28 protein-coding genes are annotated in these 25,445 nt (G+C 39.6%); 5 read left to right on the forward strand and 23 right to left on the reverse strand.

Annotated elements, in window-relative coordinates:
- Positions 1-73 precede the first annotated feature (73 nt).
- The 15 genes from miaA to rpsJ all read right to left on the reverse strand — a co-directional run bounded on the left by miaA (position 74) and on the right by rpsJ (position 10,176).
- Entirely contained in the window at positions 74-991 is a 918-nt protein-coding gene (gene miaA, locus CXF76_RS18535; RefSeq protein WP_024590568.1) for a tRNA (adenosine(37)-N6)-dimethylallyltransferase MiaA, read from the reverse strand.
- A 10-nt stretch (positions 992-1,001) separates the two neighbouring features.
- Positions 1,002-2,849, reverse strand: coding sequence for a DNA mismatch repair endonuclease MutL (gene mutL, locus CXF76_RS18540; RefSeq protein ID WP_101164336.1), 1,848 nt, complete (start codon positions 2,847-2,849; stop codon positions 1,002-1,004).
- 36 nt (positions 2,850-2,885) lie between these two features.
- Positions 2,886-4,229: an N-acetylmuramoyl-L-alanine amidase gene (locus CXF76_RS18545; RefSeq protein WP_101164337.1), complete on the reverse strand. Its 1,344-nt coding sequence runs from the start codon at positions 4,227-4,229 to the stop codon at positions 2,886-2,888.
- A gap of 27 nt (positions 4,230-4,256) precedes the next feature.
- Complete coding sequence (tsaE, locus tag CXF76_RS18550; protein WP_101164338.1) at positions 4,257-4,724, reverse strand: tRNA (adenosine(37)-N6)-threonylcarbamoyltransferase complex ATPase subunit type 1 TsaE; 468 nt, start codon at positions 4,722-4,724, stop codon at positions 4,257-4,259.
- Positions 4,725-5,212: 488 nt separating this feature from the next.
- The gene (gene rpsQ, locus CXF76_RS18555; protein ID WP_002957888.1) at positions 5,213-5,470 is read right to left on the reverse strand and encodes a 30S ribosomal protein S17; all 258 of its coding nucleotides are present in this window, start codon (positions 5,468-5,470) and stop codon (positions 5,213-5,215) included.
- A complete protein-coding gene (gene rpmC, locus CXF76_RS18560; RefSeq protein WP_002957889.1) occupies positions 5,470-5,661 on the reverse strand; it encodes a 50S ribosomal protein L29 in 192 nt (63 codons plus the stop codon). Before rpmC ends, rpsQ begins: the two co-directional genes overlap by 1 nt.
- Complete coding sequence (gene rplP / locus CXF76_RS18565) at positions 5,661-6,074, reverse strand: 50S ribosomal protein L16 (protein WP_002957890.1); 414 nt, start codon at positions 6,072-6,074, stop codon at positions 5,661-5,663. Before rplP ends, rpmC begins: the two co-directional genes overlap by 1 nt.
- Before the next feature lie 12 nt (positions 6,075-6,086).
- Positions 6,087-6,788, reverse strand: a complete 702-nt coding sequence (gene rpsC / locus CXF76_RS18570; protein WP_002957891.1) for a 30S ribosomal protein S3 — start codon at positions 6,786-6,788, stop codon at positions 6,087-6,089.
- An 11-nt stretch (positions 6,789-6,799) separates the two neighbouring features.
- Positions 6,800-7,132, reverse strand: coding sequence for a 50S ribosomal protein L22 (rplV, locus tag CXF76_RS18575; RefSeq protein ID WP_002957892.1), 333 nt, complete (start codon positions 7,130-7,132; stop codon positions 6,800-6,802).
- Positions 7,133-7,145: 13 nt separating this feature from the next.
- The gene (gene rpsS / locus CXF76_RS18580; protein ID WP_004588689.1) at positions 7,146-7,424 is read right to left on the reverse strand and encodes a 30S ribosomal protein S19; all 279 of its coding nucleotides are present in this window, start codon (positions 7,422-7,424) and stop codon (positions 7,146-7,148) included.
- A gap of 15 nt (positions 7,425-7,439) precedes the next feature.
- Complete coding sequence (gene rplB / locus CXF76_RS18585) at positions 7,440-8,264, reverse strand: 50S ribosomal protein L2 (protein ID WP_002957895.1); 825 nt, start codon at positions 8,262-8,264, stop codon at positions 7,440-7,442.
- A 15-nt stretch (positions 8,265-8,279) separates the two neighbouring features.
- Entirely contained in the window at positions 8,280-8,582 is a 303-nt protein-coding gene (gene rplW, locus CXF76_RS18590) for a 50S ribosomal protein L23 (RefSeq protein WP_002957896.1), read from the reverse strand.
- Complete coding sequence (rplD, locus tag CXF76_RS18595; RefSeq protein ID WP_002957897.1) at positions 8,579-9,184, reverse strand: 50S ribosomal protein L4; 606 nt, start codon at positions 9,182-9,184, stop codon at positions 8,579-8,581. Before rplD ends, rplW begins: the two co-directional genes overlap by 4 nt.
- Before the next feature lie 17 nt (positions 9,185-9,201).
- A complete protein-coding gene (gene rplC / locus CXF76_RS18600; RefSeq protein WP_002957898.1) occupies positions 9,202-9,837 on the reverse strand; it encodes a 50S ribosomal protein L3 in 636 nt (211 codons plus the stop codon).
- A gap of 27 nt (positions 9,838-9,864) precedes the next feature.
- Complete coding sequence (gene rpsJ / locus CXF76_RS18605) at positions 9,865-10,176, reverse strand: 30S ribosomal protein S10 (protein WP_002957900.1); 312 nt, start codon at positions 10,174-10,176, stop codon at positions 9,865-9,867.
- Between the two features lie 418 nt (positions 10,177-10,594).
- Here rpsJ and plsB point away from each other — a divergent pair, with 418 nt between their 5' ends.
- A complete protein-coding gene (gene plsB, locus CXF76_RS18610) occupies positions 10,595-13,033 on the forward strand; it encodes a glycerol-3-phosphate 1-O-acyltransferase PlsB (RefSeq protein ID WP_024590565.1) in 2,439 nt (812 codons plus the stop codon).
- A gap of 21 nt (positions 13,034-13,054) precedes the next feature.
- Here the strand turns inward: plsB and tesB are convergent, their stop codons facing one another.
- Entirely contained in the window at positions 13,055-13,912 is an 858-nt protein-coding gene (gene tesB, locus CXF76_RS18615; RefSeq protein ID WP_101164339.1) for an acyl-CoA thioesterase II, read from the reverse strand.
- 77 nt (positions 13,913-13,989) lie between these two features.
- Between tesB and CXF76_RS18620 the strand changes: the two genes are divergently transcribed.
- Both CXF76_RS18620 and CXF76_RS18625 read left to right on the forward strand, forming a co-directional pair.
- Positions 13,990-14,448 (forward strand): EVE domain-containing protein, encoded by a 459-nt coding sequence (locus tag CXF76_RS18620; protein ID WP_101164340.1) that lies wholly within the window; start codon positions 13,990-13,992, stop codon positions 14,446-14,448.
- Between the two features lie 69 nt (positions 14,449-14,517).
- Positions 14,518-15,552 (forward strand): cytosolic protein, encoded by a 1,035-nt coding sequence (locus tag CXF76_RS18625; protein WP_101164341.1) that lies wholly within the window; start codon positions 14,518-14,520, stop codon positions 15,550-15,552.
- A 36-nt stretch (positions 15,553-15,588) separates the two neighbouring features.
- On the opposite strand, the gene CXF76_RS18630 is transcribed toward CXF76_RS18625, so the two are convergent.
- Positions 15,589-15,786 carry a PLDc N-terminal domain-containing protein gene (locus tag CXF76_RS18630; RefSeq protein ID WP_101164342.1) on the reverse strand — a complete coding sequence of 66 codons (198 nt, stop codon included), beginning with the start codon at positions 15,784-15,786 and terminating at the stop codon, positions 15,589-15,591.
- Positions 15,786-16,853, reverse strand: coding sequence for a potassium channel family protein (locus CXF76_RS18635; RefSeq protein WP_101164343.1), 1,068 nt, complete (start codon positions 16,851-16,853; stop codon positions 15,786-15,788). Before CXF76_RS18635 ends, CXF76_RS18630 begins: the two co-directional genes overlap by 1 nt.
- A gap of 169 nt (positions 16,854-17,022) precedes the next feature.
- Between CXF76_RS18635 and CXF76_RS18640 the strand changes: the two genes are divergently transcribed.
- Entirely contained in the window at positions 17,023-18,333 is a 1,311-nt protein-coding gene (locus CXF76_RS18640) for a short-chain fatty acid transporter (RefSeq protein WP_101164344.1), read from the forward strand.
- Positions 18,334-18,379: 46 nt separating this feature from the next.
- On the opposite strand, the gene CXF76_RS18645 is transcribed toward CXF76_RS18640, so the two are convergent.
- The 5 genes from CXF76_RS18645 to CXF76_RS18660 all read right to left on the reverse strand — a co-directional run bounded on the left by CXF76_RS18645 (position 18,380) and on the right by CXF76_RS18660 (position 24,020).
- Positions 18,380-20,491, reverse strand: coding sequence for a peptidase domain-containing ABC transporter (locus CXF76_RS18645; RefSeq protein ID WP_101164353.1), 2,112 nt, complete (start codon positions 20,489-20,491; stop codon positions 18,380-18,382).
- A 567-nt stretch (positions 20,492-21,058) separates the two neighbouring features.
- Positions 21,059-21,232, reverse strand: a complete 174-nt coding sequence (locus CXF76_RS20670) for a hypothetical protein (protein WP_155945840.1) — start codon at positions 21,230-21,232, stop codon at positions 21,059-21,061.
- 13 nt (positions 21,233-21,245) lie between these two features.
- Complete coding sequence (locus CXF76_RS18650; protein ID WP_133120273.1) at positions 21,246-21,428, reverse strand: hypothetical protein; 183 nt, start codon at positions 21,426-21,428, stop codon at positions 21,246-21,248.
- 202 nt (positions 21,429-21,630) lie between these two features.
- Positions 21,631-22,872 (reverse strand): HlyD family efflux transporter periplasmic adaptor subunit, encoded by a 1,242-nt coding sequence (locus CXF76_RS18655; RefSeq protein ID WP_101164345.1) that lies wholly within the window; start codon positions 22,870-22,872, stop codon positions 21,631-21,633.
- Between the two features lie 131 nt (positions 22,873-23,003).
- A complete protein-coding gene (locus tag CXF76_RS18660) occupies positions 23,004-24,020 on the reverse strand; it encodes a metalloprotease (RefSeq protein WP_101164346.1) in 1,017 nt (338 codons plus the stop codon).
- A 183-nt stretch (positions 24,021-24,203) separates the two neighbouring features.
- On the opposite strand from CXF76_RS18660, the gene CXF76_RS18665 reads away from it, so the two are divergent.
- Complete coding sequence (locus CXF76_RS18665; RefSeq protein WP_101164347.1) at positions 24,204-25,415, forward strand: EAL domain-containing response regulator; 1,212 nt, start codon at positions 24,204-24,206, stop codon at positions 25,413-25,415.
- Positions 25,416-25,445: the final 30 nt, after the last annotated feature.

Below are 25,445 nucleotides of genomic sequence, written 5' to 3' on the forward strand. Positions count from 1 at the left end.
ATTGTTCCTTCGTTCTAGGTGTTATTATAATTAAGTGGCTGAACTTATTTGATAAAAAAACATTCAACTACTACTAGCTTAGCGAACTTACTACACGATGCAAGTTTTCTTCGTCACCTGTTGTTAACCAAGTAACATCAGGCCAGCTACGAAGCCACGTTAACTGACGTTTTGCCAATTGACGTGTTGCTGCGATGCCACGAAAAACCATTTCATCATGGCTTGTTTCACCCGCAAGGTAATCCCACATTTGTCTATAACCAACACAACGAATAGAAGGCATATTGGGGTGTAAATCCTTACGTAGATATAGGGTCGAAACTTCATTTTCAAACCCCTGATCAATCATTATTTTAAACCTTTCTTCAATTCGGCTGTGTAATTCGCTGCGTTCTTGCGGTGCAATCGCAAATTGATGAAAAGTATAAGGTAAAGCCGGCTGCTTTTGCTTTTGCAACTCAGTCATGGTCTTACCAGTTAACCTGTAAACCTCTAAAGCTCGATTAATTCTTTGTGAGTCATTTTCACTTATTTTTTCGGCTGCTTTTGGGTCAACTTTAACTAATTCTTTATATAAATGAGGCCAGCCAAATTCTTTAGCTTGTGCTTCTAGCTCTGATCTTATTACTGTATCTGCTTCAGGCAAAGGCGATAAACCATCAATTAAAGATTTGAAGTACAACATTGTACCTCCAACCAATACAGGTACTTTACCTTGTCTATGAAATTCGTCAATTTTTTGTACTGCATCGCGCCTAAAATCAGCAACTGAATATGTTTCACTCGGGTCAAGTAAGTCGATCAGATGATGCGGAGCTTTAGCAAGTTCTTCTGCATCGGGTTTTGCAGTACCAATGTTCATATCTTTATACACTAACGCTGAATCAACGCTGATTATTTCTGTATTTAAATGCTCGCACAGTGAGATTGCCAATGCTGTTTTACCAGCAGCAGTTGGACCCATTAAAAATATGACTGGTAAATTACTCAACACTGATACCTTAATCTAATTGCATTAAATAGTGATTTAGCTCTATTTTAACTGCTTTTTCGCGTAAGCGTTCAATAGTTTGCGGATTATTTTGTAAGCGCATTTGTTGCGCTAAAAACACATTGCTTAAATAAAACCGGGGAGGTACACATTTTATCTGCCACTCTAACCAATTCTCTATATTTTCAAGCCCTGCTTTACACCCATCAAGTAGCTCACCTATCGCTGTACTTACATCAAGTAAATATAAGCACGCTGGCAATTTTTTAACCATTACAAACTGTTTTTCTATTACGAGTTCAAAACCAAGTAAAGTAAACCACGATTGCTGAGCTTCTATAAGTAAGCAATCTTCTTTTGATAAGTTTACTCTTACGGGCAGCAAAAGGGCTTTCCCTTCTAAACTTCCGGACTCTTTAATTTGATTATGCCAATCATCTACCAATACATATTTGAAATGTGAGCAATACAATTGCTGCTCAACACTAAATACACACGCACCTTCATTAACACTGATGATTGAAACTGTCTTTAAAACATTATGCGCAGACTCTAACTGGTGTTGTGCTACAGGTATGTTTGCTACATTATCAAAATGCGCAGCGTGTTGCTCACTCACACCTTGATAAAACGCGTTTACATCATGATGGCTTGTACTTGGTGTAGCACGGTATGCCCCGCCACCGCCAACACTTCTAGTACCTGATGACGAACTACCAGCACTTCCAGAGTAAGAGGGCTGTAATTGCGATTTAGGGTAATCAAATACTCCATCCGCTTTTGTATCATTAGAACTACTATGCGCTGACCCCATAAACACAGGCGCAGATTCCACCTCAGAGCTAAGCGGTTCATTCGTAAACTCACCTTGCAGCGGCACTACCACTTGCTTAATAGCCTGTAATATAAAGTCATGAATTAAGCGCCCTTGATGAAAACGCACTTCATGCTTAGCTGGATGAACATTTACATCAACCTGCCGAGGGTCTATATCAATATAAATGACAAAACCGGGTAATTCTTGTGTTCCGCTTACTTCTTCAAATGCCTGGCGTATAGCATGCAGAATAAGTTTATCGCGCATCATACGATTATTAACATAAGTATACTGAGTCGTATTAGCTGAACCTACAGGTAGCACCCAACCATGCAGCTGTAAGCCACCCTCTCCTGATTGAATATGCAAACCTTGCTCAGCAAAAGCCTTACCTGCAACTTGCGCTACACGTGTAATAGCCTGAGAGGGATCTGTCTTCGCACGATACTGCCTTACTACTTTTTCGTTGTGAGTTAGTGTAATAGAGACATCAAAGCGACTAAGCGCAATACGCTTTATCAACTCATCAATATGGCTAAATTCAGTTTTTTCGGTACGCAAGAATTTACGACGAGCTGGGGTGTTAAAAAATAAATCTTTTACTTCAATGGTTGTGCCATCAGGGTGCGCTACTGGCTTTACTTGCACGGCCATATCGCGACCTTCTGCAAATGCTTGCCAAGCAGCTTCTTGATCTTTTGGTTTTGAGCTCAGTGTTAAACGCGATACAGAGCTAATTGACGCAAGCGCTTCCCCCCTAAAACCAAGTGAACAAATATTTTCAAGGTCATCAAGAGATTTTAATTTACTCGTAGCGTGACGAGAAAGCGCGAGCGTTAGCTCATCTTTACTTATCCCTGAACCGTTATCACGTATACGAATAAGCTTATGACCGCCACGCTCTATATCTATCTGAATACGTGTAGCGCCAGCATCTAAACTGTTTTCGACTAGCTCTTTTACTACCGACGCTGGGCGCTCAACCACTTCGCCTGCGGCAATTTGGTTAGCTAAACGCGCGGGTAATATTTCAATATTCATGAGATTTCCTAGCAAGCATTGCGCTAATAATAATGACTAACTTTGTGGTATATCGAGCTCTTGCCCAATAAACAAAGTATTAGAGCTAAGCTTATTAACTTGTTTTAATTCAGTGACTGTAATGCCATAGCGACTCGCCAACATACTTAAAGATTCACCCGGGCGTACCTTGTGCTTTGTGGGATATTGCGACTTTAATTTAGCAAATAAAGAGTCATCAGGTGGATTTTTTAAATAGTAATTTTTAATTGAAGTAAATATAGCTTTAGCCAAACGCTCTTGATGGTTTGCACTTTTAAGCAGCTTTTCTTCTCGTGGGTTAGATATAAACCCTGTTTCTACTAAAATTGATGGGATATCTGGTGATTTAAGTACAGCAAGACTCGCATGTTGGGGATCTTTTTTATGCAGCTTAGCAACTTTACGTAGCTCTTTAACCACTTCGTCAGCTACGTTTAAGCCGGTTTTCATAGAGTGATCCATCGACATATCAAGTAATGCTTGCGCTAAGTATTTTTCGTTAGCGGCATCTTTCATTACATCCGCAGCGCCACCTAAAAGCTCAGAGTGCTTTTCTTTATCTTCTATCCATTTACCTATCTCTGAATTAGCACGCCTTAACGACAACACCCAAACAGAGGCACCATTTGGTCCCGGGCTCGTAAATGCATCAGCATGAATAGAGACAAAAAAGTCGGCCTTTTTTTCACGAGCACGATTGGTACGCGTATTAAGTTTTACAAAGTAGTCACCGCTTCGTACCATGCGCGAAATCATCCCACGTTCGCCATCAATCATGCGCTCTAAACGTTTTGCAATTTGCAGTGTTACTGTTTTTTCGTACGTGCCAGAGGGACCAATTGAACCTGGATCTTCGCCGCCATGACCCGCATCAATTGCAATCACAATATCGCGTTCTTGTCTTAACTGGCGGTTTTTAGCGGCTGTTTGAGCAGGAGAAACAACTGTGGCAGCTTGGCTTTTATTGTATAAATCAACAACGAGCCTATTTTTATAAGGGCCTGTAGGCGCTAAAGCAAATACAACTGGCTTTACTGGTGCGTTTAATTCAAACACTAACCGAACACTGTGCTTATTTTTAGGTTTTGAGTAGCGTAGCTTGCTCACTATTTGATGTTTTGGTGGTACACCTGGTAGTATTTTTAACTCGCTAGTGTTTTCTAAATCAATTACTAAGCGGCTTGGGTTTTTAAGCATGAAATAGCTAAAGTCAGGCTTATCATTTAAATCAAATACCACACGCGTACTATCAGGGGACGGCCATACGCGTACACTATTAATTGTATTTTTGGCCCACAGCGGCAAGCTTATGGTAATAACCATAAGGTAAATAAAGAGTTTAACTACACCTCGGCTCATTTGATAATTACTGCCTTAACTATATTATTATTTGTTATTTAGTTTTTCGACAATTGCTACACCACGCTCACTGGCGCTATTAATAACAATTTTACGTTCGTTACCCATATAGCTTAGAGTAATATCTAAATCAGGCACAGGAATAAATTCACCACCTTTTTCAGGCCACTCAACAACGCAAATTGCATCTGGTGAAAAATAATCGCGTATTCCCATGTATTCTAGTTCTTCAGGGTCACCTAAGCGGTATAAATCAAAATGATAAACATTTGCGCGCTCGAGTTCATAAGGTTCAACAAGTGTATACGTTGGGCTTTTAACTTTGCCTGTATGTCCAAAGCCTTGCACTAGCCCTCTTGTAAACGTTGTTTTACCAGCGCCTAAATCACCATGTAAATAAATAACCGCACCTTGCTCTATAATATCAGCAACGCGATTACCCATTGCAACCGTGGCTACTTCATCAGTCAAATGAAATTCAAAACTACGCGTCATTACTACCTCAAAAATTCATTCAAAAGCGCATATTTGCTAATCATACCAGAATATTAATTTAAGGCGATAAATTGAGGTTTTAGACATAAAAAAACCAGATAAGCTGATGATGAAAGTTGTGTATGGATGTCTATTTTCGATACTTTGAAACTGTATCATTGTAATAAAATAAGGTAAGTGAGTTCTCAAACTAAAAGACTGTAAAAGAAAAGTAACACCACGAATTAGATGACCCCATGTTGGCATTAAATTAACTGAGATATGTAAGTTTATTATCTAACTTCTTCTGATTCAGTAGATGGTTCTGCTAGCAAAAAAGTAACTGGTACATGAAACTCTCAACTACTCCCCAAGATAACTTTGTATTTTCAGATAGAAGACTAATCCAGGTGACCCGCTCACCCTAGTTTACTGTTTGCAGGTGCTTTAAATACAAAAAGCCCCAGCTAATGCCGAGGCTTTTTTAAAAAACTAACTTAATTAAAAAATTAAGCTTGTTTTGGACTAGAAATAACGTCTACTAAAGTCCAAGATTTATTCTTAGAAATTGGTGCGCATTCACGGATAGTAACTACGTCACCCGCTTTTGCTGTGTTATTTTCGTCATGTACGTGTAACTTAGTCGTACGTTTAATGAATTTCCCATAGATTGGGTGCTTCACGTAACGTGCGATAGCGATAGTGAAAGATTTTTCCATCTTGTCGCTGATTACACGGCCTTGAAGAGTACGAATTTTATCGCTCATTATTGACCTGCCTTCTGGTTAATAACTGTTTTTACACGCGCGATATCGCGGCGTACTGTTCTTAGCGTGTGTGTCTGAGCTAACTGACCAGTGCTAGCTTGCATGCGCATATTAAATTGCTCACGAAGTAGTCCTAGAAGTTCAGCATTAAGCTCTTCTACGCTTTTGTCTTTTAGTTCGCTAGCTTTCATCACATTACCGTCCGAGTTACGAAAGTTGTTTTGAATGGCAATTTACGAGCAGCAAGGTCGAATGCTTCACGAGCAAGCTCTTCTGAAACACCTTCCATTTCGTAAAGTACTTTACCAGGCTGAATTTCAGCAACCCAATATTCAACAGAACCTTTACCTTTACCCATACGAACTTCAAGAGGTTTTTCTGTAATCGGTTTGTCAGGGAAGACACGAATCCAGATTTTACCTTGACGTTTCACGTGACGCGTCATAGCACGACGAGCTGCTTCGATTTGACGAGCAGTCATACGGCCACGGCCAGTTGCTTTCAATCCGAAAGTACCGAAGCTTACTTTGTTACCGTTTTGCGCTAAACCGCGGTTGCGGCCTTTGTGCATTTTACGGAATTTTGTACGTTTTGGCTGTAACATTAGTCGCTACCTCTACTTAGCACTTTTCTTGGCTTTCTTTGGTGCGCGTTTAGCTGGCTTCTCTTGCTCTTGTACTAGTGGTAAACCACCAATAACTTCGCCTTTGAAGATCCAAACTTTAACACCAATGATACCATAAGTGGTTAAGGCTTCAGAAGTTGCGTAATCGATATCAGCACGAAGAGTATGTAGAGGTACACGACCTTCACGATACCATTCTGAACGTGCGATTTCAGCGCCGCCAAGACGACCGCTAACTTCAACTTTAATCCCTTTAGAACCGATGCGCATTGCATTTTGTACCGAACGCTTCATAGCGCGACGGAACATAACACGACGTTCTAGTTGAGAGGCAATGCCGTCTGCTACTAGTTGTGCATCTAGTTCTGGTTTACGTACTTCAGAGATATTAATCTGAGCAGGTACACCAGCGATTTTAGTTACCGCTTGACGTAATTTTTCTACGTCTTCGCCTTTTTTACCGATAACAACACCCGGACGAGCCGTATGAATTGTTACACGGATTGATTTTGCTGGACGCTCAATAACGATTTTAGACACAGAAGCCGTTTTCAATTCCTTAGTAAGGAATGTACGAACTTTGTGATCGCCAAAAAGCTGTGCAGAGAAATCTTTTGAACTCGCGTACCAGGTAGAAACCCAAGGTTTAGATATACCTAGGCGAATACCAGTAGGATGAACTTTTTGTCCCATTACTTATACTCCTAGCTATCTGAAACCATAACAGTGATATGGCTTGTACGCTTAAGGATGCGGTCTGCGCGTCCTTTAGCACGAGGCATAATACGTTTCATTGTAGGACCATCGTCCACAAAGATCGTTGTTATACGAAGCTCATCAATGTCAGCACCTTCGTTATGCTCTGCGTTAGCAATAGCAGACTCAAGTACTTTCTTAACTAATACAGCCGCTTTCTTCGGGCTGTACGCCAGGATTTCTAGTGCGCGATCTACAGGTAACCCGCGGATCTGATCTGCAACTAGACGTGCTTTTTGCGCCGAACCAGAGGCGAATTTATGTTTAGCTAATGCTTGCATTTATCTTCCCCTCTTATCGTTTCTTCGCTTTCTTATCCGCAGCATGGCCACGGTAAGTGCGAGTTGGTGCAAATTCACCTAGTTTGTGACCGATCATTTCGTCAGAAACGAAAACTGGTACGTGCTGGCGACCATTATGGACAGCAATGGTCAATCCGATCATGTTAGGTATGATCATTGAACGACGGCTCCAAGTTTTAATTGGCTTTTTCTCACCGCTTTCCAAAGCTTTCTCTACCTTCTTCAGCAAGTGTAGGTCTATAAAAGGACCCTTCTTGAGAGAGCGTGGCATGGCTATTCCTCAATATTACTTAGTACGACGACGTACTATAAATTTATCCGTACGCTTGTTCTTACGCGTCTTCGCACCTTTAGTCGGTTTACCCCATGGAGACACAGGATGACGACCACCAGATGTACGACCTTCACCACCACCGTGTGGGTGATCTACCGGGTTCATGGCAACACCACGAACTGTCGGACGAATACCACGCCAGCGATTTGCACCTGCTTTACCAAGTGAACGAAGCATATGCTCAGCATTGCCTACTTCACCTAGAGTCGCACGACAATCAGATTCAACTTTACGAACTTCGCCTGAACGAAGACGTAATGTTACATATTGACCATCACGAGCAAGGATTTGAACGTATGCACCAGCAGAACGTGCGATTTGAGCACCTTTACCTGGTTTTAATTCTACGTTGTGAACAGTCGAACCTACAGGCATATTACGCATTGGTAATGCATTACCAGGCTTGATTGGTGCATCAACACCAGACTGGATTGCATCGCCAGCTTTTAAGCCTTTAGGTGCGATAATGTAACGACGCTCACCGTCTGCATATAATACAAGAGCGATGTTTGCGCTACGATTTGGATCGTATTCTAAACGTTCAACAGTAGCTGGAATGCCATCTTTAGTACGTTTAAAATCGATTAAACGGTAGTGTTGTTTATGACCACCACCGATATGACGAACCGTAATACGACCATTGTTATTACGACCACCTGATTTAGAGTTTTTCTCTAAAAGTGGTGCGTATGGCTTACCCTTATGTAGATCAGAGTTAACCACTTTAACTAGGTGACGACGGCCCGCAGAAGTAGGCTTACACTTTTGAAGTGCCATAATTCTATCCCCTTATTACTCGGCGCCGCCGACAAAGTCTAGCTCGCTGCCTTCTTTAAGAGTAACGTAAGCTTTCTTCCAGTCGCTACGACGACCGAAACGTGCGCCAGTACGTTTTGTTTTACCCTTAACGTTAAGTGTGCGAACACCAGTTACTTCTACTTCAAAAAGCTTCTCAACTGCTACTTTAATTTCAGCTTTAGTTGCGTCATTTACTACTTTAAAAACAATAGTATTGTTTTCTTCAGCAGCAATTGTGCTTTTTTCAGAGATATGTGGAGCAAGGATCACTTTTAAAAGACGTTCTTCGCGAATCATGCTAGCGCCTCCTCAAGTTGCTTAACAGCAGCGGCTGTAATAAGTACCTTATCGAAAGCAATTAAGCTTACAGGATCGATACCAGCTACATCACGTGTGTCAACCTTATAAAGGTTACGTGCCGATAAGAAAAGATTTTCATCTACTTCTTCAGTCACGATAAGAACATCTTTAAGCTCAAGTTCTTTAAGCTTAGCAACTAGTTCTTTAGTTTTTGGTGCTGCTAGAGCAAAACTTTCAACAACGATTAAACGCTCTTGACGAACTAATTCAGATAAGATGCTTTTAATCGCACCACGGTACATTTTACGGTTTACTTTTTGGCTGTGGTCTTGTGGTTTAGCTGCAAAGCTAACGCCACCTGAACGCCAAATTGGGCTACGGATTGTACCGGCACGTGCACGGCCAGTACCTTTTTGAGCCCATGGTTTTTTACCACCACCGCTTACTTCAGAACGTGTCTTCTGAGCACGAGTACCTTGACGAGCACCTGCTGCGTATGCAACAACTACTTGATGTACTAATGCTTCGTTAAACTCACGTCCAAAAGTAGCTTCAGAAACTTCAAGACCGCCAGAAGCGTCTTTAATTGCTAATTCCATCACTAAATCTCCAGGACTTATGCTTTAACAGCTGGTTTAACGATAACGTCACCGCCAATAGCTCCAGGTACTGCACCCTTAACTAAAAGCAAATTACGCTCAGCGTCAACGCGAACTAGTTCTAAGTTTTGAGTCGTTACACGCTCAGCACCCATATGACCGGCCATTTTCTTACCTTTAAACACCTTACCAGGTGATTGGTTTTGACCGATTGAACCAGGAGCACGGTGAGATAGAGAGTTACCATGTGTAGCGTCTTGCATGCTGAAATTCCAGCGCTTAACACCACCTTGGAAACCTTTACCTTTAGAAGTACCGGTTACGTCAACCTTGTTGATTTCGTTGAATAATTCAACAGTAAGCTCAGCGCCTACTTCAAAATCGCCTTCACCACCGTTAAGGCGGAATTCCCACAGACCGCGACCCGCTTCAACACCAGCTTTAGCGAAATGACCCGCTTTAGCTTTGTTTACACGACTTGCTTTTTTAGTGCCTGCGGTTACTTGAAGCGCGTTATAACCGTCTGTTGCGTCAGATTTGATCTGAGCAATGCGGTTAGGTGTCGCTTCAATAACTGTCACAGGGATAGATACACCATCTTCAGTGAAGATTCGTGTCATACCCACTTTACGACCGACTAGACCTAATGCCATTTTCCTAAAACCTCTCTAATCTTTCGATTAACCCAGGCTGATTTGAACATCAACACCAGCAGCAAGATCTAAACGCATAAGCGCGTCTACAGTCTTGTCAGTTGGTTCTACGATGTCTATCAGACGTTTATGGGTGCGGATCTCGTACTGATCACGCGCATCTTTATTAACGTGCGGTGAAGTTAGTACAGTAAAACGTTCAAAGCGTGTAGGTAGTGGGATTGGACCACGTACTTGTGCGCCAGTGCGTTTCGCAGTTTCCACGATTTCTGCCGTTGATTGGTCAATCAAACGGTGGTCAAAAGCTTTTAGGCGAATACGAATGCGTTGATTTGACATTCTTAACCTCAATATAAAGAGCATATAAAAGAGCATAAAAAAACGACCGAAACAATCTTAAAACTTAAGATGTCGGCTGTTTGATTATATCTACGTTGAGTTCCAAATCGGAACTCCTGTTTATTAGCTTGAAATCCAAGCTTAATTTATCCTTTCTAATTCCCAGAGGAATTTTGAAAGCCTGCGTATTATAGAGGTATTGGTGATAAATGCAACAACTATTTAGAAACAATACAATGGCTGTAAATTTGATTAAATAAGCGCCCATACATGCTTATTAGCTATACTTGAACTAATAGCTCTACTTGCTAGTCAATAAACAAGTTAACACCTTAATTACGCAAACTAAGTGATTTTTAGATATTATGGTATCCTACTGCGCTAATTTTGCCCTTAATACTCTCAATATGGTGAGTCGATGCGTATTTTTAATTATTGTTTAAATGTTATGTCTGCTGGATTTAGCCGCTTATTTGTAAAAAGCAAAGTGCTGCCAGAAAATCCTATTAAACAGTATGATCTAAACCCTGAGTATCCTACATTTTATATAGTGCGTTTAAATTCACGATTTGATTTAGCGGCTCTCGCACATGCGTGTAAAAAAAATGGTCTACCTAGCCCAACTGAAGAGCAAGTATTAGGTAACCAAGATTTAGACCGTTTTATTGGTATTAAAAATCCACCACCACTGTTTGGTGATGAAGCTAAGCCAACCAATGCTTTAGCTCAAGGTAAACAAATTATTGAATACCTAATACAAAGTGGGCAGCAAAACGTACAAGTGGTTCCGGTTACTATTTTATGGGGTCGCGACCCGGGTAAAGAAAAGCCGGGGCTACGAACTTTAATTACGCACTCTCTAACTCCTAGCTGGTTTAGAAAGTTTTTTGTGGTGTTGTTTTCAGGACGCGACAACTTTATTCGCTTTAGCCAACCACTCGACTTATCGCTTTTAGTTAATGAAAAAGCCGATGTAAGCGAGTTACCACATAAATTATTACGTGTAGCACGTGTTCACTTTAAGCGCCAAAAGCTAGCTGCTACAGGCCCTAAAATGCCCTCTCGTGAACAATTATTTAATTCATTATTAGCGTCACCTACAATAAAAAAAGCAATTCAAGATGAAGCTAAAGCTAAAAACATTAGCCAAACAGAAGCCCGCCAAAATGCACTTAAGCTACTTGATGAGATAGCTGCTAATTACTCTGAAGCAATGATACGTGTGGCCGAGCGATTTTTAACTTGGTTGTGGAATAAGCTCTATAACGGTATTGATATTAAACACGCAGAACAAATTCATGAACTAACAGATAAAGGCCATGAAATAATCTATATGCCTTGTCATCGCAGTCATATGGATTACTTACTGCTTACTTACTCTATTTATCATTTAGGCTTAGTTCCACCACATATAGCGGCAGGTATAAATCTTAATTTTTTCCCTGCCGGTGGCATATTTAGACGCTCCGGGGCATTTTTTATTCGTCGCTCGTTTGCAGGCAATAAACTTTATTCTGCCATATTCAAAGAGTATTTAAGCCAACTGTTTATTAAAGGTTACTCTGTTAAGTTTTACACGGAAGGCGGTCGAAGCCGAACTGGGCGCTTACTTCCACCTAAAACAGGTATGCTATCTATGACATTACAAGCAATGCTACGCGGAATAGACAGACCAATATCTATCGTTCCTGTGTACATTGGCTACGAGCACGTCATGGAAATTAACACCTACCTTAAAGAGCTGGATGGAAAAGATAAAAAAGGCGAATCTATATTTGGTATTTTTAAGGCAATCAAAAACCTTAAAAACTACGGTCGTGGTAATTTAAACTTTGGTGATCCAATCTCGATTAACCAATACTTAAACGATAACCAACCTGATTGGCGTGATTCAATACACCCTACCGATGTGCAAAAGCCACAATGGTTAGCGCCACAAGTAACTAAACTTGCCGACCAAGTAATGGTTAAAATTAATAATGCGGCCGCGCTTAATGCGGTTAACTTACTAGCGATGATATTGCTGGTTAACGATAAACAAGCATTGAGTAAACCAAAGCTATTAGCACAACTTGATTTTTATCTGCGCTTACAGCGCGATGCAAGCTATAGCGATAAAGTAACCGCGCCAGACGAAACACCAGAGCAATTACTAACGCATGCATTAAAGCTGAATAAGTTTGAAGTTATCAGTGATGAATTTGGCGAAATTATTACTATTAGCGATAAAGAAAAAGTACTGTTTAATTACTACCGAAACAACATTTTGCACTTGTTTGCAGTACCAAGCTTAATTGCACTACATCTATTCAAACAACACAGCACAACTATTGAGCAATGCCAGCAACTTGTAAAAACGTTTTATCCGTTATTTGCTAAAGAATGGTATTTACAGCCTCTTGATGAAAACTATATAACGCGTATTTTAGCTAATTTTGCTGATCAAAATTTAATTGAGTTTGATGGCGATAACATTCATATAACGAACAGTAATGACTGCTTAGCTAAGCTAGAAATGCTTGGACGAGCACTTAGTTTTACTCTACAACGTTACGCTATTGTGATTGGTTTTATTCAAACAAGTGATGGCATTGAAAAAGCAGAATTAGAACGAGAGAGCCAAGTGCTTGCACAACGTTTAGGCACACTGCATGGTATTAAAACACCTGAATTTTTTGATAAAAAAGTACTTGTTAGTTTTATCGAAAACTTACGTGGCGAGTCGTTAATAACAGATGGTGATAAAGGCTTAGTAGGCAGTACACAACTTTGCGAAACCTACGCACACCTTAAAACATTACTGCCAGCACGCGTCTGGCAGTCAATCAGCGATATAGTACAAGATCAGTGTAACTAGTACTCTATCCATAAAAGGGGGTTAGCGCTGACGCATAACCCCTTCTTGCATTGTTGAGGCAACCAAGTTGCCTTGGCGATCAAAAAACTGCCCGCGTACCAAACCACACCCATTACTCGCACTTGGACTATCAATTGAATACAAAATCCAATCATCCATTCTAAATGGGCGATGAAACCACATTGCATGATCAATAGTAGCTACTTGCATATTTGGCTGCATAAACGATACACCATGAGGCTGCAATGCTGTTGGTAAAAACTCAAAATCAGAGGCGTATGCTAATAAGTAATTGTGGATGCGCTGATCGTCTGGCATTTCACCATTAGCTTTAAACCAAATATGCTTTACCGGCTCCATAACTTCTGGTTTAAATGGGTTATGAAAAGTAACCGGTCGCATTTCAATTGGCATTTCACGCGTAAACTTATTACGGATGATTTCAGGGATATGCGAAGCGTTATCTTGGTAAAACTCAAGTGATGAACGTAACTCTTCAGGTGCGGGTACATCAGGCATTGTAGCTTGATGCGACAAACCATTTTCTTCACCTTGGAATGACGCTGTCATATAAAAGATTGGCTTACCGTACTGAATCGCTTTTACTCGGCGAGTACTAAAGCTCTTTCCATCGCGAATAGTTTCTACATCATAAACAATCGGTTTAGCTGGATCGCCTGGGCGTAAAAAGTAAGAATGTAATGAGTGAACTATACGCCCCTCAGGTAGAGTTTCTTTAGCGGCAGAAAGCGCCTGCCCCATAACTTGACCGCCAAACACAGCACCAAAGCCTAAATCTTGGCTTTGTCCTCGATATAAACCTTGCTCAATTTCTTCAAGTGTTAACAACGACAATAAATCATCTAATACTTGGCTCATTACTTCTTCCTCATTACCCTAGTATGCAAATGATACTATACAATAGTGGGAAGTAAATATTTGTTAGGAATACTGTTATGGCTTACTGGCTATTTAAAACTGAACCCGATGCGTTTTCATTAGATGATTTAAAAAACGCACCAAAACAAACGACTCTTTGGGAAGGCGTGCGTAATTATCAAGCACGCAATTTTATGCGTGATGGCGTTAAGGTCGGGGATTCAGTAATGATTTACCATTCAAGCTGTAAACAGGTGGGCGTAGTGGGCATTGCCGAGGTTACAAAAGAAGCCTACCCAGACCCCACTCAATTTGATTTAAGCAGCGACTATTACGATGCAAAAGCCACCAGCGACAAACCACGCTGGGTTGTTGTTGAAGTTACTTACCAAAGCCATTTAAAAAAATTAATTAGCCTTAAAGATATTAAAGCCAATAATAATATTACTGAAATCGCACTTAAAAAAGGCGGTCGATTATCAATAATGCCCGTTACTACAAATGACTGGGATGAAATAATCAAAATGGCGCAGTAACACCCTCTCGGTTTGACCTAATTTCATTGAGTTTGATATGATCTATGCTGACTTATAGCTGGAGGATTAATGAAATTACTATATTGGTTAGATGAATGGTTAACTCTCCCGCGCAATGAGCAACAAACTCGATTACCCATGACAGGTAGTGATTTACTCGGTGACGTATTTGTTAAGTATGATTTTGTTGACGTTAATAAGCCCCTGCTTTTTACTTTTTCACCCGCAGGTACTAACGTGCAAGAGCAAGATCTTCACCCTGATTTTGCACCATGGGGTTATCACTTAGCTCAAAAACAAAACGTAAACGTAATCGCTTTTCAGCATTTAGGTAAAAGTAACTGGTTTCGTAATCGTAATTTAATCTTTTTTCTCGAGCAGTTATCAACATTACTTACGCCGTTTAATTGTCGACTAGGCTATGGCTTAAGCCGTGGCGGATTTGCTGTTGGCGCTTTTGCTAAACTATTAAGGCTAAACCAAGTACTGTTCTTTCATCCGGTAAGTACTAAAAATAAAGAATTAGTACCGTGGGATGACCGCTCTAGTACCGATATAGCTCAGCAGTTTGACTGGCAACAAGATTATCACGATCTAGATTTAGGAGATGCCCAAGGCTATATCATTTATGATCCTACTAATCGTATAGACCGAATGCACGCCAAGCGCTATAAGCAGTTAACTCACTTGCGAGTATTTGGTATGGGACATGGCACACACGCTACATATTTGAATAAGTTTGGGTTTTATAAGCAAGTAGCCGTTGATTTCATTCAACATCAGCAAATCGATATTGCACAGTTTCGCCTGCAAACCAAAACCTTACGCTTAAAAGAAGATTATTATCAAAGTCTCAATACGGCTAATGCAGACTCCCCTCATCGTTTAGCATTATTGAGTACAGCGCATAAAATTTTAGCTGATGAAAAAGAAGTGTATGTACAAGAGCATCAAGCAAAAATTGATATTCAGCCATTAATAGATGTGGCACTTAAGCACCAAGATGAGCACCCTAATGATGCTATTCAGCTATTAGAAGTCGCCCAGCAACTTCTACCTGACGACCCTCTAATTGAGCATAAACTCAAACAGTTGGAAGAGTAATTATTCCAACGAAAACTGCTATAAAGGCTAACTACTCTATTTAGCCTTTTTCTTTTTGTGCCTATGCTTGGGCACAATGGTAAAGTACATCATTAAACCTAACCAAGAAAATACAATGATTCCCATTAGCCAGCCATTCTTTTCATGACCCTGTGTACGCTTACTGTTGAGTACAATAACGACAGGTAATATGTAAGCACTTAAAACAACAATTAAAAATACAACTTCATTCATTATTTTTCTAGGCTCGACCAGTCTACTTCACTACTTAATACTCGTTCTACCGATATATAGTGCAAAATATCGCCTTCACTTACTTTGTAATCTAATGGTGGGTTTAAATCCATATTTTGCGCACTTAAATTATGAGCAACACCTAACAGTATTGCATCATGCTCAAGCTTAAAATGATGAAACAAAGTACCAAACTCCATATCTTTGCAGCCACTTGGTACTTTCAAGCTAAATTGTGTATCGCCGTGCAAAGTAGATAGCAGCTCCTCTTGCACACGGCTCGAACCTGGATCTTGCATTGAGCGTACTAATATCTCAGCTGATTTTGCACTACTACATTCTACATTTTGGCAATGCTCTAACATCATCTCAACTTTGGTTTCATCTAAAAAGTGAGCACTTATATGACAATCATCTTTTACTAAGCGACTTATGCGCAGGGCTGTCGTAAATGTCTGGTCGTCATCTTGACCATCAATAATCACCTTATCAGCACTACGAATAGCTACCCGCTCTAGTTCAGCTAAATTTGTAAAACTCGTTAAACGTGCAAAATCAACGCTTTCGTTAGCTAAAAAAGGATGCTCCATTTGCTCTGTTACTGCGAGTAAAATACGACGGTCAGTACGTTTCGTATCTGCCAAAATGTAATCAATCATCTTTTTTGTACGAGTGTCGTGCCAACCAAAAATAATAATATGGTGGTTACTGTGGGCAAAGTTTTTATCACCAGTCATAGCGCGCCTAATTAAGTAAGTAACAGTTTGTCCTGCTTTTCCTAGCAAAACACCAAATAAAGCTAAACCAAATGGAATTTGTATTAATGCAACCACCCAACGACCAAGATCAGTAGCTGGACTAAAGTCACCATATCCCACTGTTGATGTTGTTACTGTGTAATAGTAAAAAAAGGTAGTAAGCGAGGTTAACGCTTTCTCATTCGCTATAAATAGTAAGCTCCATGTTAATAGCATATGAGTCAAAATAGCTAATGCCACTGCTTGCCAACTCAACTGATCTATATGAGCGCGAACAAGTAACGCTAGCCTTTTAAATATCACCGGCATAATACAAAGTCTTCGTTAGTAAATTATCTATAAACAGTACGTTACTGTAAGCGATGCTTTTAAGCAATGTTTAAGCTTTTAACCGCAAATATAAGACTAAATGCTGTTTGCCAATGGTGATTTTTCATGATTAATTAGCGTTAAAATAATAACCAAAACAGTTGTGCTTATGCTTAATAAAATAGCCCGCCCTTTTACTAAAATTGTAGAGCGCTATCTTCCCGACCCTTTTATATTTGTAATTCTACTTACAATAATCACCCTTATTAGTGCGAGCTTATTTACAACCGCAACCAACATTGAAGTATTACAAGCGTGGGGAGGTGGATTTTGGAACTTATTAAGCTTTGCTATGCAAATGCTACTAGTGTTAATTACAGGCTACATGTTGGCAAGTACGCCACCTATAAGTAAGTTATTAGAAAAACTAGCAACACTCGCAAATACAGCACCTAAAGCAATTATATTAGTAACGCTTATTTCGCTTTTAGCGAGTTGGTTAAATTGGGGATTTGGCTTAGTTATTGGTGCCCTTTTTGCCAAGGCAATTGCTAAACATACTCGTGTTGATTATCGATTATTAGTAGCCAGCGCTTACTCTGGTTTTGTTGTATGGCATGGCGGATTAGCCGGTTCGATTCCTTTAACTATCGCAACCGATGGTCACTTTTCAGAGGCCAGCATTGGTATTATTAGTACAGAGCACACTTTATTTGCGGGCTTTAATATAGCCATATTAGTTGGTTTATTCATTATTATGCCGCTTGTTAATCGCTATATGCTGCCAAGCGAGCAAGAAAGCGTATATATCGACCCAGCTCTTTTACAAGAGACAACACCTAAGCCCACAACAATAACCAGACCCGCTCAACATTTGGAACAAAGTAAACTACTCGGTATGACAATTGGCTTATTAGGTTTGGCATATTTAGGCTATTACTTTTTTATTACTGGCGGAAACTTAAACCTTAATAGCGTTATTGCCGTATTTTTGTTTTTAGCTATTACGCTGCATCAAACACCCCATAATTTACTTAACAGTCTGCAACAAGCAATCCCAAGCGGGGCTGGCATTGTTATTCAATTTCCTTTTTATGCCGGCATCATGGCGGTAATGGTTGATAGCGGACTAGCACAACAGATATCACGTGGCTTTATTGCCGTTGCAGATGCTGATAGCTTGCCATTCTTTAGTTTTATAAGTGCAGGGCTCGTTAATATGTTTGTTCCCTCTGGCGGTGGCCAATGGGCTGTACAAGCACCTATTGTAATACCTGCAGCACAAGAGCTAGGTGCTGATATATCGCGCGTTGCAATGGCTGTTGCATGGGGTGATGCCTGGACTAATTTAATTCAACCTTTTTGGGCGTTGCCCGTATTGGCTATAGCAGGCCTAAAAGCAAAAGATATTATGGGGTTTTGTGTTGTGCAGTTGTTTGTGACAGAGGTTTTTATATCGCTGGTATTGAGCTTTTATTAAATGTAAACATAATAAAAAGGCGTGTAAAACACAAGTACTGGTCATTTTATGCACTCTCGCTCTGCTGTTGTAGCTCCACCAACCTACCCTCTTTCAGTTGATAGACTTTGCTGGCCATGTTAATGGTTTCTTGGCGATGAGCAATCATAATCCGTGTGATGGGTAAGTGCTGAATTTGCTCACTTATTTTCGCCTCGTTATCCTTATCTAAATGGCTGGTTGCTTCATCCATAAACAACACGCAGGGCGATTGATACAATGCGCGAGCAAGGAGTAAACGCTGTACTTGACCGCCAGATAAGTTTGATCCCATATCACCTACTAATGAGTTATAACCCATAGTCATTTTGGTAATATCATCATGAATAGCCGCATGTCGGGCACATTGCTCTATTTTTAAGTAATTGGGCTGTGGGTCAAAAAAGCTGATGTTATCGGCGATTGAGCCAGCTAACAATGTGTCATCCTGCATTACTGCAGCTATTTGTTTGCGGTAGTTTTTAAGGCCAAGCTGAGTAATATCTTTGCCATCAAGCAACACAGTCCCTGAGGTTGGCTGTAATAACCCTAGCATTATTTTCATCAACGTAGTTTTACCCGCACCAGATGGACCCGTAATCGCAATCGAGTCACCGGTATTCAGGGTTAAGTTAACGGTGTTTAAAATAGGCGCTTGCTCTTCACTGTAACTAAAGCAAATATTTTCGAGCGTAAGCTGACCTCTCACTTTACCTTCGTCATCACCTGTATAGGCCATTTCACCGTCACGATTAGCTTCTTGTTTCGTGAGTGCTATATCTGCAATACGGTCTAAGTGTAACCGCATCATTTTGAATTGAATAATTTGCTCAATTAAGTTGGCAAAGCGGCTGGTTAACTGGTTTTTATAAGCAATAAACGCCAGTACCATACCAACAGACAAGCTATTGCTCATAACTAGCAATGCAGCAAAGTAAATCACCAATACATTTTCAAGGCCAAATAACAGCTTATTAAATGAATCAAAGCTAATGTTTAAACGCCCTAAACGAATTTCACTGTTTATTACCTCTGCATAACGGTTTTGCCAAATACCTTGGCGCTGCGATTCATTACCAAACAATTTTATAGTTTGCATACCCCGAATATTTTCTAAAAAGTTCGATTGCTCTGTGGCAGATGATTGAATCATTTCTTCGGTGGCTTGATGTAGTGGACGATACAGCGCTAAACGTACCAAGGTATACAGCACAATTGCACCAACAACTACCGCAGTGAGTTTTAGCGAATAAATTAGCATCATAATCAATACGGTAATGCCCATTACGCCATCGACCAGTGTTTCTACAAACCCTGTAGTTATGCGCTCCCGTATTTGCGCTAATGAGCCAAAGCGCGAGACAATATCGCCAATATGGCGGGACTCAAAATAGTTCATTGGCAAGCGCAATAAGTGCCTGAGCAAATTCACGCCCATTTGCATATTGAGCAAACTCGAAAGCCGTAAAATTAGCCAACTTCGTACCGCATTAGTCACCACTGAAATTATCGCAATCAGAGCAAAACCCATGGCAAGTACCGTTAATAACGATTCATCAAAACTAATGAGTACTTCATCCACCACCCACTGCATATAATAAGGGGTCATCAAAGCAAATAATTGCAATACCAGTGACAACGCAATCAGTTTTATTAGCCCTGCTTTTAAGCCCTTCATTGAGCTCCAAAGTTGGGTAAACTTCATCTGTGCTTGTTCTTGTTTGGCTTCAAACTGACTGGTTGGAGTCAGCTCTAAACAAATACCGGTAAAGTGTTTACTAAACTCATTACTATTTAAACTACGCTTACCAACAGCAGGGTCGTTAATAGCAAATTTATCCTTTGCACCTTTGCCAGAGACTTTGGTCAATACCACAAAGTGATTCATATCCCAATGTAAAATACACGGAGTTTGTAGTTTATGGACTTCATCAATAGGGCATTGCAATGCACGACTGGCGAGCCCCAAGTTATCACCCAGCTCAATCAGCTGTTGTAAGTTCATCCCCTTTAAATTAGCCGAAAAGCGCTTACGCATGGCTGGCATATCCAGCCTATGACCATGATAGCTTGCCACCATTGCCACAGAGGCTAGGCCGCATTCAGCTATTTCGGATTGGAGAATTAGAGGAACTGACATGTTTATTTTAAATTCTATTGTAGCTTGCATGATAAAGGGTAAATTTTCCGTTGTTAATATTATTACCACTATAAATAAGATGGCAGAATGGAAGTACAACTAAGAAGTTTTCTATATAGTTTTACTTTCTTCTAGATATGTATGCACAAATAAAAACTGACGCTATCTCAATAATTACAACTAAAATATCTATTTTGGCGACACGTGTATTCAGGTTAGAAATACTTTCTAATCCCTCTGTCTAGCTGAAAAAGTATCATTAATAGCCTCAACCTTTACGATAAAACTCCTCTTAGTAACTGCCAACGAAACTAAAGTAGTTTTATTTTCTAATATTTTTTAAATATTCATATAAATAATAAGATGGGATCATTAAAAATATTATATATAATGGATAATATAAATCAGGACTTATTATTTTTTCATAAATATTAAAGATCAAATGAATTAATAAAATATAAAGTAAAGATAAGATAATTTTTTGAATATTATTCATACATTTTCCTGCGGCTTTTTAGAGCAGCTTTAAAAAGCTACTCTATTACCTCTTTCAGCTAAATATGCTAGTTAACAGGTCGGTTCACACCCTGCTTGTTTTGTTTCTTTAGAACTTTGGTATTGTTTGTACTTTTCATGTGCATAGCCAACAATAACCCCTGCAATAAAAGTAGCAGCTATAGCTCCTAATATAGGAAAACCACCACTAACATTACTTTGCTCTTTCTTGGTTAACTCTCTCATAATTAGTCCCTTATTAATTAGCTAAAGCTTTTCCAACTTCGTTACCTACAACACCAGCACCGCCTAAAGCTGTAGCAGCAGCCGTAGCTTTCGTTCCTGCTTTAACTATTTTATAAATTCTATAAGCAATAAGTGCTACAACTATAGGATTACCACCATTTACGTCTTTAATTTCATTTACGTTTAATTCACGCATAATGTTATACTCCATAAATCCGATGCTTTTTAATTAAGTCATCGGGTTGTTAATATGCTCCCCTTCAATAAAGGTGAGCGGTTAATAGGCTAGCTTTAGCTGCTCGCTAAAGTTAACTAAAGCTGGCCGTCTTTTTCGGTTGTTTGCATTTAGCAAACCACCAAAACTTTCAAATTTTTCTTTATTTTATAAAACGCTACACTTAACTTACGCGCCCTTTTAGGCTGTACAGTGGCTCGAGTAACCACTCGATTAATGTGCGCTGCTCCAACATAATATCTGCCTCAAACAACATGCCACTTTTCAGCTCAAACGCCTTACCATAGGCCTGCATTTGTTGTTGGCTGAGTGTCGCTCGCAAACGGTACACTGGCTCTTGCAGGGTAATAGGCAGGCGTATTTCATTTGGAGTAATGAGCGCCTTGTCGATACGGCTAATTTTACTGTTAATAAAACCAAAGCGTTGGTAAGGGAAAGCATCAAAACGCAGGCGCGTATCGTTACCTAGCTGTATAAAGCCTGCTGAACGTGTTGGTAGCAGCAACTCTGCTACTAGCTCTGATCCTTCGGGAATAATATGCAACAGTGGTTTGGCTTGGGTAAGTGTTTCGCCTTCAACCACTTGAATGCCAGTAACAACACCGCTGTTACTGGCTGTTATGGTATATTGATAGTTACTTTTAATTTGTGTGAGCTGGTTTTGAATATCCGCTTGTTGGCGTTTAAGGCTATTTATACGCAAAGTATACTGCTGGGGCACGTTAGCAATATTAAAACTAAGTTGACTTAATTGATTTTCTTGCTGCATAAGCAAGCGCGCTAGGTTTTGTTTTTCTTGCTTAACATCTAACAAAGCTTGCTGTTGTTGCTCTCGCTCGATGTTTGATAAAAAGCCATTTTTATTAAGTTGATTAAGGTTGCTTTGTTGGCGGTTAAGTAGCCCTAATTTTTCATCAGCCAGAGTAAGTTGACTTTGTAATGCAGCTTGCTCATTAGTAAGTGCACGTTTTTGCGCTTGCAAGTTAAGTGACTCTTGCTTTTGTAGGGTATGGTTTTGTGTTATCTCATCATTGAGCAACTGTATTTGCATACTTAGCTGCTCAACAAGCTGGGTACTCAAAGCTATGCCTTGGCTGTTATTTTGCTGCACAATAATGGTCGCCAGCGGCTGACCTTTAGTAACGGCATCACCCTCTTGTACAAATAGCTGCTCAATCATACCACCTTGATTAGCAAAGCTTTGGATTATCCCTTTATTGGGTATTAAAAACCCCCGAACTGTTTCCTTGCGTGAATATTCTGCTGTAAATAAAAAGGCTATCACTACAATCGAAATACATACCAAAATAAATACGGTAAGTTTTATTGATAGTGGTTGTGCGAGCGTAATCACTCCTGTTAAACGCTCTCTTTGCTGAGCGACAGCTTCCTTTCTAAATAACATCCAGTTGATCCGCTAAGATTGTTCTAATTTATATTACACTAGAATTCAATTAACAATAAATCAACATAAAAGTCAAAAAATAAAATATTAATGCAAAAAATGAACTTATTTAGTTAGAAAAAATAAAAATACTAGCTCGATAAAATAGTCATCGGCAGACTCAATATTGGATTTTCCGAATCGGCAAAGTGCATCATTACAGCTACATGCCCAGCGACTACAACTGCATACATAACCGCTGAAAAGCCTTGGCCATATTTATCTAGTGGCATTAAATGCGAGTAGTGGCGACCTCGCCATTCAAATACAATTTCCAGCGCACCTACAAACAAAAAGAATACCAGTAACATTAAGCCAAAGGTGTAGCTCAGCCATAAGCCAAATAGTACGCCTAATAAGCATACGCTTAAACCAATCCATGAACGCATTGAAAAACTGATACTTTTTAATACATGCCCGCCATCAAGCGGTAAAATTGGTAACAAGTTAAATAAATTTAATAACGCACTAAGAACCGCCACACCTGCAAATATTTCCATTTCGGTGACGTAATATAAAACGACACCCAGTACCGAGGTAATTAAACCAAATGCAGGTCCCATTAGCGATATAACGACATCTTGCCAACGAGTCGTTATTTTGTCGTCACTTACAGCTAGCCCACCTACAAATGGGATTAAGTAAATACCTTTGGTTTTTATGCCAAAGTATTTCATTGCTCGCACATGGCCGTATTCGTGTACAACTAAACACCCAATTAGCATTAATGCAAATTCTATACTAAATAACCACGCATAGCCTGCAACAGAAGCCCCTGCAAGCACTACTTTAATTACCTTAGCACTTTTAAAAAGCTTAAAACCTAATGCAGCCAGCCCCAAAAAGCCTTTTTTAGGTGATCCATTTGTAGGTGCTGGTAACGCAAGTTGTGTTGCAAATTGATCATCTACAAAGAGCGAAATGCTTTGCTCTTCGACTGTCTCTGTATCAATACCTATTACTTTGTTGTCGTAAGTAAACTGATAATAGTTTTCACGAGGGTTATCAAAGGTAATGGCTTGTTGCGCGTGAAATACCTGCACAATTTTTTGCCCAGACACCATAAGCGAAAATGGCTGCTCGGCTAAAGTAAGATCTATTCTTATCATAATTAAGACCGTTTAAAACAATGGCGCTAGTATACCGACTCACTTACAAAACACGAGCCGCATAATAAAGATCTCTTTTTTAATTAGAATTATCAGATAAAAATATAAATTAAAAGTACTGACAAAATACAATAACGCTACTACTTTTACAGTAATAATAAATTCGCATTGGAAGGGATTACTGTGAAGAAAATAGTACCTAATATTTTAGTTGTTGACGACTCAAAAGCAATTTTGATCGTTATGGAAGCTATACTTAACGAATTGGGTATGTCTAACACTATAACTACGTGTCTGAGTGCAAAAGAAGCTCTTGAAAAAGTAACAGAAGATGTTAACTACTTTGATGCTATTTTTACTGATCTCAATATGCCCGAAATGGACGGCATGGAATTAATCCGCCACTTAGGAGAGTTACATTATCAAGGCGGTATTATTATTGTTTCTGAAATGGACCATAAAGTTATTAGCTTAGCCGCCAACCTCGCGAAACAACATAACGCCCACCTCATTGGTAATATTTCAAAGCCAGTGCAACTGTCTCAGGTTAGTAGGTTACTTATTAAAGTGGCGCAATTAAACAGCCACACTTTATTAAAAGAGTCAGCCATTTCAAAAGATGAGCTTATTGATGCATTAAAAAACGATGAAATAACGCCTTTTTACCAACCAAAAATAAACGCTGATAACAATAAAATTGAGAGCGTTGAAGTCTTAGCGCGTATTTTATCAAGTAAAGACGGCAATATTATTTTACCTAACCGTTTTATAAACACTGCCGAACAACACAACTTAATTAATCAAATTACATTTTCTCTTTTTGAAAAGGCCACCAGCGAATTCAAAAATATGAAAGCGCAACTAGGTCATGATTTTAAAATGGCATTTAATTTATCGCCAACTCAGCTCGACGACTTAAACTGCCCTAATAAATTACTACTCATTTTAGAACTAAACCGACTCACGCCTAGTAATATAATTATAGAAATAACAGAACAACATGCACTCTCAAGCCTCATGCAATTAGAAACACTAAACAGATTAAGAATGCATGGCTTTGGTATATCACTAGACGACTTTGGTGTTGGTTTTACTAATATGAATCAGCTTCGAAATCTTCCTTTTACTGAAATTAAAATAGACCGTTCACTTATTAGCCATATAGAAACAGATTTATTTTCTCAAGTGGTCGTAAGTTCGTTATTTAATATTACGAGTAAAGATAATTTAGATCTAGTGGCAGAAGGTGTTGAACGCCCAGAAGAGCTCGTTTATTTAAGGCATTATAAAAGAAAACTAGCCATACAAGGTTTTTTATTTAGCCGCCCTAAACCACAAGACGAATTTATATCTTGGGCTAAAGATTGGCTGAAAACTGATGGCAGTCCAGCTTAAGAGGTATTAATATTTAATCGGGGCTGGTTA

It is taken from the genome of Pseudoalteromonas sp. 78C3 (assembly GCF_002836695.1).
GTDB lineage: Bacteria > Pseudomonadota > Gammaproteobacteria > Enterobacterales > Alteromonadaceae > Pseudoalteromonas > Pseudoalteromonas arctica.